Raw genomic sequence first — 12,496 nt, forward strand, 5'->3', positions numbered from 1 at the left:
CGGATACGTGCCCCCGTGTCCCTGCGACTACCCTACACAGAGCAACCGTCGGCCGGCCGATGGCGCATGCATTTGCTGTATGGACAGGAAACGCGCGGCTCGACCGTACAGCCAGACGGACGGTAGTTGAGCGCCGCTAGTCCTTCTGTCCTGCCGCGGCAGCGATTCGCGACAGGGCACTACGTCTACTGACGGGAAATCTCCGAGTCTCGCCAGACTCCGATTTCACCGTCACGATTGCCCAGTCGCTGCCCTTCAGTTCCACCGCGGTGATCGGGCTATCCTCGTCCGTCGCTTCCAGGGTCTGATTCGGGGTGCGAGGCATCGTCACTCTCTCTGGCGGTCAAGTTCAGGCAGAAGGTACCGCAGGACAGGGTACACGGCGTGAGCGTAGCACCATCCAAGCGGAACGTCTGACACGTGCTTGAAAGCGCCAACCCGCTTCGTGTCGACACAGAGGAAAGCTAAAGGCGGTTGGAGTTCACTCGGTCCAGCAAGTTGAGCGGCCGACTGACTGATTGGCCAGACGATCGTCGACCGGTATGGGTAGTCTCGGGTCTTCAGTAGATTCCTATCCCACTTCGAGTTTTCGTACTCCATCTTCCTGAAATCCATGGGCAGATCGTTATTGAAGAACGGCTTTCCGGTCTGGAGGATGTGGAGAAAGTCGGTGTTCTTTGCCACAGGCTGGGGTTTCTCAGGCCCCCATCGTTGCTCTCCACTGCGTAGAATGATATTAATCACGAAAATGTCGGCTGGAGAAAGCGGCGACCCTCGATTCGGTCGAATTTCGGTATCGACATTGACCTCGGCAATGCACGCCCTACATTGAGATCCAGTGATCAGTGTGAACGACTGTGCAAAAGAATCTAGCGAGAGCCTCAAACGTTCAATGAATAGGTCAGGGTTCTCGATTCCATGGAGTGAGCACTCGGAAGCTTCCTGTAAGTGTCGATAAGCCCGCTGGAGGATGCTTGCACTCTCGGAATAGCGAGCCCACCGCTCCTGACGCATGTAGCGAATTAATAGGAACAAAGACAAAAGGCACAAATAGACGATAGGTATAATCGTTGCCTGCCACGTAAATAACGCACCGAGGGATACAAGTAACCCCAAGATCGACGCGGTATTCGCTATTTGGTTAAACGGACGTGAGACCGATGTGGCCAGATAGTTCCATGGTGACCGAAGGACGTTCCAGAGTGGTCGAAAGAAGCGCCGTGTCACGGTTCCTCGCGATCATGTAGGCATCGTAGTATGCAGCGTGCGGTATCTAATCGTACTGGAGGCCGCGATCTGAGCTGCTCGTGATGGAGGCGGTGTGCCTAGCTATTGGTGGTGTTCCGGCCCATATTGCGAGCCTCGACGGAGTTGAACCACCGCCCAGCACCTTCACGATCGACGGGTTCGAGCGCGAGCCTATCGGTGCCGCCAACGCACTGCACAGCACGCCCACGTATTTACAGGCGTCGCCGTCCACCGGTCCTCGTCGGGTTCGTTTGAGGGTCAGGTTGCGCGGAGACCTGACCTTTCTCGTTTCCGGTCCCGGGTGATGGGTACCGTCTTCCTGTCCGATGGTGTCGCCCAGGTCTCTCAGCCGACGGTGCTGCCTGACCCGAGACATTCGACCACTGTCAGGGAGGTGCATCGGTGCCCGACGACCGCGATCGCGACCCCGACGGTCGAGCCCGCCAGGCCCGGCCGCGCGATGAGTTGGGACGGCCGCTGCCGTATGGAGAGCGGGGCGTCGAGCCCGTGTCCGAGGAGCCGTTGCCGCCCGACGAGACGATCGCGCTCGCGTGGCAACTGCTCGAGGAGGGGCGGCCGTTCTCCGCGCACGAGGTGTTCGAGACCCGGTGGAAGTCGTGTCCGCCGGCCGAGCGGCCGCTGTGGCAGGGACTCGCGCAGCTCTGCGTCGGTCTCACCCACCATCGTCGTGGCAACGCCGTCGGTGCCCGGCGTCTCTACGACCGTGCCGCCGCGCGCCTGGAGGAGTACGAACAGTCCCGCGGGCTGACGTACGGGATGGACCTCTCGGCTATCCGCGCCCGGGCGCTCGCCGAGATCGACTCCGATCCGACCTGAAAGCCCGTCACACCGTCCGATAGCGCAGCAGCGAGACGCCGAGCTCGAAGCTCTTCGTGTCCACCAGGCGCAGCGTCGGGATCTCCAGGCCGTCCGGGAACAGGCGACGCCCCGACCCCTGGACGGCCGGGTAGACGAACAGCCGGTACTCGTCGACCAGCCCGGCGCCGATCAGGGTGTGGCACAGGCTGATGCTGCCGGTCACGACGATGTCCTTGCCCGCGGCGTTCTTCAACGCGGTCACCTGCTCGATGACGTCCCCGTTCAGCACCGTCGAGTTCTGCCACTCCGGGTCGATCATCGTGCTCGACACCACGTACTTGTCGACGGTGTTGAGATAGTCGGTGATCCCGGTGGCGTCGTCGGTCTGGTGTGGCCAGTAGCCGCGGAAGTCCTCGAAGGTCTGCCGACCGACGAGCAGGGCGTCGGCCTCGGCGTCCTGCCGGTGCGACTCGGCCATGAGATCCGGCGCCTTGACGGTCGGGTCGAACCAGTCGGTCAACATCTCGATCGAACCGTCGAGCGTCATGTTCTGGGTGATCGCCAGCGTTCGCATGCTTCTCCTCAGGAGTCGTTGCGGTGTGCTCCCAGATACCGACCGCCGAGCCGGGTGAATGTCATCGGCGGATCAGGGGGACGGACGGAGGCTGCTCGCGACGATCCGTTCGGCGAGCTCGTCGGCGTCGACCCCTGGCACGGCCAGACCAAGCGACCCCGTCGAGGACAACATCGCGATCCCGTGGACTCCGACCCACAGCTCGGCTGCGCGCAGCTCGGGATCGACGACGGCCCCGCTCTGCTCGATCAGCGAGACCAACCATGTGAACAAAGGCCGCGACGTGGTGCGGAGGTCGGCACCTGCGCCCTCGAGCAGGTCGTGACGGAAGATCAAAGCGAACATCGCAGGTCGACGACGGGCGAACGCGACGTAGGCGAGTGCGACCTGCAGGACGCTCTGGGAGCCTCCGCCTGCCGTACGCATCAATTCCGACGACAGGTCGTCCAGTCCTTCGCGAGCGATGGCCGCCAGGAGCGAGCGATGCGTCGGAAACCATCTGCGGGGAGCGCCATGGGAGACGCCCGCACGGCGCGCGATCTCGCGTAAACCGACATCTGGTGAGCCGGTCTCCTCCAACAACTCGACGCCGGCGCGAACCAACGCGGTTCTGGTCTTCGCTGATTCCACGTAGACAGTGTCACCCATCGTCCAGTAGACACTGTCTATGCGCGTGAGCACCAAACTGGCGTACGTCCTGTGTCGGTATGTCCTGATCGGACCGGCTCTCTGCCTGTGGGCGCGACCCCGGATCGTGGGCCGCGAGCATCTGCCCACGTGCGGGCCGGTCATCTTCGCGGCCAATCACCTGTCGGTGCTCGATTCCTTCTACCTGGCTCTGGCGGTGCGTCGACCGGTGACGTTCCTCGCCAAGCGCGAGTACTTCGAACGTCACGGTCCCGTCGGTCGCCTACAACGCTGGTTCTTTCTCACCTTGGGACAGATCCCGGTCGACCGTCGTGGCGGCGCGGGAGCGTCGTCGGCGCTCCGGCAAGCAGTTGAGATCTTGGATGGCGGGGGAGCCTGGGGGATTCATCCCGAAGGCACTCGGTCCCCGGACGGGCGGATGTATCGCGGACGGACCGGGGCCGTACGCGTCGCGCTGAAAACCCGTGCGCCCCTGATACCGATTGCGATCACCGGGACTCGTAGAACGGATGGCCGCCAACGACGACGCAGCGTCACAATCGAGATCCTCCCGGCGCTGGACCTCGGGTCGGGCGAAGTCACCGAGCACCGAACCCGCGCCCTGACCGACGAACTGATGGCCATCATCTGCGAGCGAACCGGGCAAAGCTACACCGACGAATATGCGCGACGGTGGACTCGCGACACGGCGGGTCCAGACGCGGCGTGAATCTTCCCGCGCCCGGCGGGACCGCTTCGGAGGCGGTGCGGCGCGAGCCCCCCTACCGCGGCATCAGCTCGACGATCGCGAGTGGGCGTGTCGTCTTCTTCTGGTAACCGGCGTAGCGGCCGCGGTTGACCTCGTCGAGGAGCACGAAGCGCCGGGCGTAGTCAGGGTCGTCGGGGTAGGTCGCCCGCGCGGTGACCTGAATCCGCCGTCGGCCGACCTGGACCTCGACATTCGGATGGGCCTTCAGGTTGGCGAGCCACCCCGGTGGTCGCGGCGATCCGCCGTTCGACGCGACCACCAGGTAGGCCTCACTGTCGCGCGCGTAGGTGAGCGCGTTGCACCTCGCCTCACCGGTGCGGCGTCCGATCGTCCGGAGCAGCAGCGTGGGATTGCCCATGAGCAGTCGGTGGCCGACGAGGCCGCCCGAATGTTCGTAGAGCCATTGATGTGTCTGGAGTGCTCGGATGAACAGCGACGTCATGGGTCCACTATTGCTGCTCTGACCGCCGGCCGAAAGGCTCGCCGAACCCTTCGTGACGCTCGATCCTCAGGGAGCTCAGGCCTTTCGTGATCCACGATGGCCGCCGGGCCGCAGAACTGCGACTCCCAGACTTCAACTCGACTCCCAGACCTCGATCGAAGTCTGCGAGTCGAGTTGAAGTCTGTCGGTCACGAGGCGGGCCAGATGCAGGCGGGACAAGCGGTCACCTCCCTGCTCCCTGAGGCGCGAGGAACGCAAGCGACGAGTCACGAAGGTCCCGCTACCCGTGTCACCAGGACCCTTCGTGACGCGCCCTTCGCAAGCTCCGGCCGCTCCTCAGGGAGCGGAGGAGCTGTCTCCGCTCGCCACTCGCTGGGCGAATCCGGCGAGGTGGGTCCGCAACGCCCGGATGCGCTGTTGCCGCACGGTCTCGGGGTCGTCGGTGGAGAAGATGGCCGACGGCTTGGCGCGGACGTTCGCCGAACATTCGAAGTTCGAGCAGATCAACGTCCCGACCGTGTTGCCCTTGCGCCCCGCGGCGCCGGCGAACTTCGCGCTGAAGAAGGCGACCTCGTTGGGGAGGTGGACGTCCTCGCAGAACGAGCACAGCGGACGGTTGCGGGGCTGGCGGCCACCGAGTCGCAGCATGATCCCGATGACGTCGTCGTCGGTCGGGATGACCACGTAACCGACCATCGGGAGCTTCGGGTCGCGCCAGCCGGCGAAATCGAGCTGCTCCCAGTCGAAGTCGTCGAAGTCGGGTGGGAGTGTCACGCTCTTGCGTTCGCGCAGCGAGGCGTTGACGAACGACGAACGGATCTGGGCTTCGGTCAATGAATGCATGGGTGTGTACACCTCAGGTGTCGGAGGAGGAAAAGAGAGCACAGATCGACCGGCGCGGTCCTCGACTGAGATGGACGCGCGCCGATCGGGGCGGGGTGCTCAACCGTCGGCGCGCACGACGCCGACGACCTCCTCACGCCCGGAGGGCGACACACTGACAGACACGAGGACCGATGGTGAACCCCCGGGCCGTCGCTGTCAACTCCGATTCCGGCCCCCTCACGCTCACAGGTCCCGTTCCCGCTCACACAGATCGGCTGGGCGAGAACGGAACCGGTGAGCGACATCGTCAGGCTGTGAGGAGTCCAGCGATTCGCACCACACGCTCGGCCATGTGCGCGAGCGCTGCCTTCGTCGCGTCGTCGAGCGGGTTCTTGTTCTCCGGACCGGTGACGTGGGAGACACCGTAGGGATTGCCGTCGGCGAACTTCAGCCCGTCGGTGTAACCGGGCGGGACGAGGATGCCGCCGAAGTGCATCAGCGAGGTGTACAACCCGATGAGCGTGGTCTCCTGCCCGCCGTGGGCGGTGTTGCTGGAGGTGTATCCGGTGTAGACCTTGTCGGCCAACCTGCCGTCGGCCCACAGGCCGCCGAGCGAGTCGATGAACGTCTGGAACGGCGAGGCCGTGCTGCCGAACCGCGTCGGGCTGCCGAAGATCACCGCGTCGGCCCAGACGATGTCGTCTCCGCTCGCGGCGGGCAGGTCCTTGGTGGCCTCGTAGTTGGCCGACCACGCCGGATTGTCGGCGAACGTCTGGGGATCCCGGGTCTCGGCGATGTGGCGGACCCGGACCTCGGCACCCGCGGATTCGCCGGCATCCGACAGCGCCTGCGCCATCGCCGTGCCGTGTCCGGTGGCCGAGTAGTAGATGATCGCCAGCTTGGTCATATGTCACTCCCGTCTCGGTGATTGGCATGTGCCACGTACGGGTACCCGAAGCGCGTGAGCCGACACCCACACGCCTGCCGAGTACTCGTCGTGGACGGGATTCGTAGCCCCGTCGCGAGTGGATAGTTGCGACGATGTTGTTCATCGGCACCTCCGGCTGGCAGTACCGGGATTGGCGCGGCGCGTTCTACCCCGAGAAGCTCCCCCAGCGACTGTGGCTGGACCATTACGCCCAACGGTTCCCGACCGCCGAGGTCAACAACACCTTCTACCGGCTGCCGGAGAAGAAGGCGTTCGAGAACTGGGCCGAGACCGTCCCCGCCGACTTCCGGATGGCGGCGAAGATGAGTCGCTACCTGACGCACATCAAGCGCCTCAAGGAGCCCGCCGAACCGGTCCAGCGCTTTCTCGATCGATCGGCGGGGCTCGACGGTCGTTTGGGGCCGGTGCTCCTCCAGTTGCCTCCCAACCTCCGCGCGACACCCGACGCCCTGGACGAGACGCTCGCGCTGTTCCCGAAGACGGTCCAGGTCGCCGTCGAACCCCGGCACGAGTCCTGGTGGACCGACGAGACCAGGTCGGTCCTCGAACGGCACAACGCGGCGCTGTGTTGGGCCGACCGGAAGAACCGCATTCTCAATCCACTGTGGCGCACAGCCGATTTCGGGTACCTGCGACTTCATGACGGGACGTCGCGGCGACCGATGAGCTATGGGACTCGTGCGATCGACAGCTGGTTGCGCCGCCTGACGGAGGCCTACGACGACTCGTGCGATGTCTATGTCTACTTCAACAACGACCCGGGATGCGCGGCGATCGACAACGCGGTCACCATGATTCGCCGCGCCCAGCGGATGGGGATACCTGTCAAGACCGTCGGGGACTGATCCCGCGCACGACGGGCGGGTCCGTCATTCGGCGGAACCGGAGCGAAGCCGCGGCCGACGACATGGCATCGCGAGCGGTGCTCGGTACGGTGCGTGCATGTCGATCATCCTGCTGCTCGTCGTCCTGCTCGTGCTGATGGCCGTTCTGGGTGCCGGGATCGCGGGCATCGTCGTGCTCGTGTCCCGTAAGTCGAAGAGCTCGGCTGTCGACGGCGCACGGAACGTCGTGGTTGGCTGGTACCCGGACCCACAGGACCCGAACGCCGACCGGTACCACGACGGCGGGACCTGGACCGCTCACACCCGACCCCGCACCACCGCCGGCGGATGAGCCGCCCGACGCTCGCCGGTTCGCGGTCCGCGGTTCCGCGGTTCGAACGGGCGGGCGTTGCCGGTGCCCCATCGTCGGGTGCCTTGCGGAGCACTTCCGGAGCAGGTGGTCACGGGTCCACACGCGGCTGGACGAGGTTGTCGTACCCCCGGCATAGCGTGTGACCGGACCATGCCGAGGAGGGGACTTCCATGCCGAGCAGGATCGCCGCATTGCGGAACCACGACGCCGCGACACTCACCGGCTACCTACGGGTGTGCGAGGACCAGTGGGAGCACTGGCAGAGTCGTGCCAACGGTGCCCGCCTGGCGGCCGCCGATCCCCGGACCGTCCGGTTCTACGATGACGAGGCAGCGTTCTGGAGCCGTTTCGCGGAGATGCTCCGTGTCGCGATCGCGGAGGTCGATGCATCGAATAGGCGAACCGCCGGACGCCGGACGGCGTGACACGGGTCGCGCCCATCACCCGGTGACCCTCCCCGGCCGTCGACGTAGGATCGGGAGCGCCGGGTCGGGGTGACTCCACGATTTCCGGCTCGGTATCCGGGCCAACCCCTCACGCGAACATCGAAACGGAGACGAACATGGTGGACACCATCTTGTGGCAGGCGATCCAGGACAACGAATTGGCCCTGGCCGTGCTGCAGTACGTGTTCTCGGGCGTCAAGTAACCGCCTGCGAACATTCGTGATCGACGTTGCGGCAGTTTGGTCCCTGAATTGGAACAAACTGCCGCAACAAACAATTTGAGACGTATTTCCGAAATGAATCCGGCGAATTCTCCGGCAGATCTGGCAGTGTCTGAAATGTCCGCTAGTGTTTAGCGATGCTCACAGGCACGCGCGGTTCCCGACTGTTGAACCGTCTCTCGGTGGCGGTACTGGTGCTGGCAGTGGCCGCCGGCCTGTCGATCGTCTCCTCCGGTCCGTCCCAGGCGGCGCCGGTGGTGAATCCTCAGGCCGGAAAGCTGGTCGCGCAGGCCGACTTCCAGGTCAAGCGAGACGGCTTCTCGTTCGAGAACTGGGGACCGAACGACGCTCTGCACACTCGCGGATTGACCATCGATGGCATGCGTGCGGTATTCGGCGACGAGGTCTGCGCGCGCCTCGTATTGGGTGTGTGCTCGCCGACGACGGTCGCCGAGGTTGTGCAACAGGAATTCAACGAGTCGATGGCGGGCGGGCACTGCTTCGGGATGGCCGCGCTGGCCGGACTCTATGCCACCAAGCGCCTGAACCCGTTCCCGCTGGCACTGCCCTGGCAGCCCGTCTACAGCATCCGGCCGTCGGCGCCCCTCGATGAACTCATCGCGCGGATGTTCATCACGCAGGGCTTTCCGCCCACCGACCTCGTCCAATCGGAGGTCACGGTCACACAGGCGCTGTCCCGACTGCGGTCGGTGTGGGCCCGCAACGACAATTACGTCCTGGCGATCTACACCGACGAGGAGCAGAGCGCCGGACACGCGATCAACCCGATCGCCATTCGCGACCTGGGACAGGGCAAACGCGGCATCGTCGTCTACGACAACAACTTCCCCGGTGTCGAGAAGATGATCGTCGCCGACCCCGCGGCCGACAGCTGGTACTACTCGACGGCCACCAACCCGTCCGAGCCGACGCTGCTGTTCCAGGGGTCGCCGGCCAACAAGATGATGCTCGTGCCGCTGGCACCCATCCTGGCGCGTCACCAGGACCCCGACCTGCGCGACGACGAGACCGTGGTCATCGTGTCGGACACCAACGGCGGCGCCCGCGGTGCCGGCGACGTCGACTGGGATGTGCGGGTCACGGATCCGGCCGGCCGCGCGATCCCGGGCGTCGACCGAAAGATCCTGTTCAACAACGACAACACCGCCACCTTCACGGTGCCCGCGAACCGCGCCTTCCGGATCATCGTCGACGGGGTGGAAGCCGGTCGTTCCGCGGACATCGATGCGACGGTGCTCAGCGCGGGCGGCGTGGTGGCGATGGGTGATCTGGAGGTGCCCGCGGGTGCCGTCGCGGTCGTCGACGCCGACCCGGCGCGACATGGGATGCGGGTGACCTCGTCAGCAGCGTCGACCGCGGAATTCGAGGTCGCGACCGAGAACTCACTGCGTTCGCTGTCGACCGAGACCACACAGCTCGCAATCGGCCCGAACTCGGCGGTCTCGGTGGGTGCCACGTCCCCGGCCGGTGTCACCATCCGCTCCGAGGGGCGCGCGCAGCGGCTCCGACTGGAGGTCGAGCGAAGCGACACCTTCACCGATCGGATCGCGGTCAGCCCCGGGCCGATCTCGCTGCCCGCCGGCGCGACGATCACGGTGCCGGTGAATCTCTGGACGGGATTCGGACCGCTCCCCGCGACCGTTCGTAGCGGCCCGGCGATCACCGCAGTTCCCCTCAGCGCGCGGTGAGGGTCTCGGTCGGCGGACGCATCGCACTGGGAGTCCTCGTCGCGAGCATGGTCGGGCTGTCCGCGTGTTCCAGCGGAACGACGCCCACGACGACGACCAGCAGTGCCACGGCCGCGCCGGTCGAGTACCTGGACGAGGTGACCATCCAACGGTTCGACTATCCGACACCGGATGACGGTGACTCGGAACAGAATTGGGCCGAGCTGTACCTGCCCGAGGGAGAACAGCGGGTCGATTCGATCCCGCTCGTGGTCCTCATCCACGGCGGCGCGTGGCAGAGCGCCCTCGGCGCCGACATCTTCGAACCGCTCGCGCGAGACCTCGCCGGCCGGGGCATGGCCGTCTACAACATCGAGTACCGCCGCGTCGGTTCGGGCGGCGGGTGGCCGACGACGTTCCGCGATGTCGCGAGCGCGCTGGACCACGTCGTCGTCGTCGACCGGCAGTTCCCGCAGATCGACACCGACGACGAACTGATCGTCGGGCACAGTGCGGGTGCCCAGCTCGCGGTGTGGGGCGGGACGAGGCACAAGCTGGAGGACGACGAGGTCGGTGCGCGGCCGCTGTTCCGCCCGACACGCGTCGTCTCACTCGCCGGTCCACTCGACATGACCTACGCGGCAACGCATGGCGACGACCGCATCGTCACCGCCCTCGGTGGCACACCGGCGCAGGTCCCGCAGCGGTACACGATGGTCGACCCCATCCAGAACATCGATCCCGACACCCCCGTGGTCGCCGTCCACGGAACCGCCGACCGCATGGTCGCGCCGGCGAACTCCCAGCGCTACGTCGCCGCCGTCGTCCGCGAAGGCGGCGAGGCCGAGGCCGTTCTCATCCGCGGCGGAAACCACGGTTCGGTGGTCACCTCGGACGCGCCCGAGTACCCACGAGTCCTCGACATCATCACGGGCGCGTCGGCGGCCGATGTGCAGGACGTGGCCTGAGCGGTTCGGATCCCGTTGCGATCTCGCCCGGTTCCCGGGACAAATCGCAACCTGATCTTTCCCGCGCGCGCTCCCTGCCGAGAAGTCCGGCCCGACATCCTGTCTGTCGCCGACCGAGTGAATGCGGACGTTCTGTAGGTATCGCAGCCGCGGCGACCGGACCACGATGGATGCACTGCGCATCGTCGCGCGCCACGCCCGACCGCACCCCGACCCCTCGGGCCGATCTCTCTGGGACGGACACAATGACCGCACTCGACGCCGCGACCCCGTCGGCACCCGGACCGAAGCACTCGGTCCCGGAGGCCGAGGCCGAGCTCGAACTCATCCCCGAATCCGCCAAGACCCACGATGTGCGCGGACAGTTCTGGATCTGGGCCGGTGCGAACATCGCGCCGATCAACTGGGTGCTGGGTGCACTCGGCGTCACCATGGGCCTCGGGTTGTGGGAGACGGTGGCCGTCCTCGTCGTCGGCAACGCCATCGGCATGACGATCTTCGGCGTCTTCGTGGTCATCGGTCAGCGCACCGGGGTCACCGGGATGGTGCTCTCGCGGGCCGTCTTCGGACGCCGCGGCGCCTATGTTCCCGCGGCCGTTCAGGCACTGGTCTGTATGGGCTGGTGCGCGGTCAACACCTGGATCGTCCTCGACCTGGTGATGGCGCTGCTCGGTGAGATGGGACTCGTCGACCCGGACCTCGACAACAACGCCGCGCGGATCGTCGTGGCGGCGATCATCATGGGGATGCAGGTGACGATCGCCTGGTTCGGGTACCGGGTGATCTCGGCCTTCGAACGGTGGACGGTGCCGCCGACGGTCGCGATCCTGCTCGTCATGACCGTCGTCGCGTGGGTCGGTCTGGACGTGAACTGGGGACAGACGACCTCGCCAGAGCTCACGGGATCGGCGCACATCGGTGCGATCACCGCGGTGATGACCGCGATCGGCATCGGGTGGGGCCTGACGTGGATCGGTTACGCCGGCGACTACTCGCGCTTCGTGTCCCGGGACGTGCCGTCGCGCAAGCTGTTCCTCGCGAGCGCACTCGGGCAGTTCATTCCGGTCGTCTGGCTCGGCGTGCTGGGTGCGTCGCTGGCCACCCTGAGCGACTCCGCCGATCCGGGCGAGATCATCGTCGATGCCTATGGCGTTCTCGCACTGCCGGTTCTGTTGCTGGTGATCCACGGACCGCTCGCGACCAACATCCTCAACATCTACACGTGCACGGTGTCGACGCAGGCGCTCGACATCCGCGTCGACCGCCGCGTGCTGAACATGGTCATCGGCGTCGTGGCGATGGCGATCGTCGTCTACTTCGTGCTCAACAGCGACTTCGCCACCACGATCGACTTCTGGCTGGTGTCGATCGTCGGCTGGCTGAGCCCATGGGGCAGCGTCGTTCTCGTGCACTGGTTCCTGATCGCACGCCAACAGATCGACGCCGAGAGTCTGTTCGGCACACCGGCGGACAGCGTCCTGCCGATAGTGCGGCCGACCGCGCTCGTCGCACTCGCTCTCGGTGTCACGGCGACCTGGATGTTCATGTACGGCATGCTGCCGGCGCTGCAGGGTCCGGTTGCGGTCGCACTGGGCGGCATCGACCTGTCCTGGCTTGCCGGGGCGGTGGTCGCCGGCTCGTCGTACTGGGTCATGGAGAAGCTCACCGCGCCGCGCGCCGCGTGACGCGCCACAACGAACCCTGCGGGAGCGGCCGACGAGAA

13 protein-coding genes and 1 pseudogene are annotated in these 12,496 nt (G+C 65.8%); 8 read left to right on the plus strand and 6 right to left on the minus strand.

All coding sequences use genetic code 11. The annotated features are described in order from the left end of the window. Nucleotides 1-327: 327 nt before the first annotated feature. Nucleotides 328-684 (minus strand): hypothetical protein, encoded by a 357-nt coding sequence (locus AMD30_RS18880; protein WP_010843010.1) that lies wholly within the window; start codon nt 682-684, stop codon nt 328-330. Nucleotides 685-1,650: 966 nt separating this feature from the next. On the opposite strand from AMD30_RS18880, the gene AMD30_RS18885 reads away from it, so the two are divergent. Continuing rightward, a complete protein-coding gene (locus AMD30_RS18885; RefSeq protein ID WP_055476673.1) occupies nt 1,651-2,085 on the plus strand; it encodes a DUF309 domain-containing protein in 435 nt (144 codons plus the stop codon). 7 nt (nt 2,086-2,092) lie between these two features. Here AMD30_RS18885 and AMD30_RS18890 read toward each other — a convergent pair whose 3' ends face one another. Next, complete coding sequence (locus AMD30_RS18890) at nt 2,093-2,641, minus strand: dihydrofolate reductase family protein (protein WP_055476674.1); 549 nt, start codon at nt 2,639-2,641, stop codon at nt 2,093-2,095. Between the two features lie 72 nt (nt 2,642-2,713). Further along, nucleotides 2,714-3,271, minus strand: coding sequence for a TetR/AcrR family transcriptional regulator (locus AMD30_RS18895; protein ID WP_331456855.1), 558 nt, complete (start codon nt 3,269-3,271; stop codon nt 2,714-2,716). A 37-nt stretch (nt 3,272-3,308) separates the two neighbouring features. Here AMD30_RS18895 and AMD30_RS18900 point away from each other — a divergent pair, with 37 nt between their 5' ends. Then, entirely contained in the window at nt 3,309-3,998 is a 690-nt protein-coding gene (locus AMD30_RS18900) for a lysophospholipid acyltransferase family protein (RefSeq protein WP_055476676.1), read from the plus strand. Between the two features lie 52 nt (nt 3,999-4,050). On the opposite strand, the gene AMD30_RS18905 is transcribed toward AMD30_RS18900, so the two are convergent. The 3 genes from AMD30_RS18905 to AMD30_RS18915 form a co-directional block, all read right to left on the minus strand. Beyond that, on the minus strand, nt 4,051-4,479 hold the full coding sequence (locus AMD30_RS18905; RefSeq protein WP_055476677.1) for a nitroreductase family deazaflavin-dependent oxidoreductase: 429 nt from the start codon (nt 4,477-4,479) through the stop codon (nt 4,051-4,053). A 336-nt stretch (nt 4,480-4,815) separates the two neighbouring features. Then, on the minus strand, nt 4,816-5,322 hold the full coding sequence (locus tag AMD30_RS18910; protein WP_055476694.1) for an FBP domain-containing protein: 507 nt from the start codon (nt 5,320-5,322) through the stop codon (nt 4,816-4,818). A gap of 289 nt (nt 5,323-5,611) precedes the next feature. Next, nucleotides 5,612-6,211 (minus strand): NAD(P)H-dependent oxidoreductase, encoded by a 600-nt coding sequence (locus tag AMD30_RS18915; RefSeq protein ID WP_055476678.1) that lies wholly within the window; start codon nt 6,209-6,211, stop codon nt 5,612-5,614. Between the two features lie 134 nt (nt 6,212-6,345). Between AMD30_RS18915 and AMD30_RS18920 the strand changes: the two genes are divergently transcribed. From AMD30_RS18920 to AMD30_RS18945, 6 genes and pseudogenes are all read left to right on the plus strand, one after another. Next, nucleotides 6,346-7,098 (plus strand): DUF72 domain-containing protein, encoded by a 753-nt coding sequence (locus AMD30_RS18920; RefSeq protein ID WP_055476679.1) that lies wholly within the window; start codon nt 6,346-6,348, stop codon nt 7,096-7,098. A 97-nt stretch (nt 7,099-7,195) separates the two neighbouring features. Continuing rightward, nucleotides 7,196-7,429 carry a DUF2510 domain-containing protein gene (locus AMD30_RS18925; protein WP_055476680.1) on the plus strand — a complete coding sequence of 78 codons (234 nt, stop codon included), beginning with the start codon at nt 7,196-7,198 and terminating at the stop codon, nt 7,427-7,429. 179 nt (nt 7,430-7,608) lie between these two features. Continuing rightward, nucleotides 7,609-7,875 (plus strand): annotated as a pseudogene (locus AMD30_RS18930) (hypothetical protein); the annotation flags it as partial. A gap of 379 nt (nt 7,876-8,254) precedes the next feature. After that, nucleotides 8,255-9,826 (plus strand): hypothetical protein, encoded by a 1,572-nt coding sequence (locus AMD30_RS18935; protein WP_055476681.1) that lies wholly within the window; start codon nt 8,255-8,257, stop codon nt 9,824-9,826. A gap of 47 nt (nt 9,827-9,873) precedes the next feature. After that, the gene (locus AMD30_RS18940; protein ID WP_055476695.1) at nt 9,874-10,773 is read left to right on the plus strand and encodes an alpha/beta hydrolase family protein; all 900 of its coding nucleotides are present in this window, start codon (nt 9,874-9,876) and stop codon (nt 10,771-10,773) included. A gap of 245 nt (nt 10,774-11,018) precedes the next feature. Beyond that, the gene (locus AMD30_RS18945; RefSeq protein WP_055476682.1) at nt 11,019-12,458 is read left to right on the plus strand and encodes a cytosine permease; all 1,440 of its coding nucleotides are present in this window, start codon (nt 11,019-11,021) and stop codon (nt 12,456-12,458) included. Nucleotides 12,459-12,496: the final 38 nt, after the last annotated feature.

The organism is Gordonia sp. HS-NH1 (assembly GCF_001418765.1).
In the GTDB taxonomy this organism is placed as follows: domain Bacteria; phylum Actinomycetota; class Actinomycetes; order Mycobacteriales; family Mycobacteriaceae; genus Gordonia.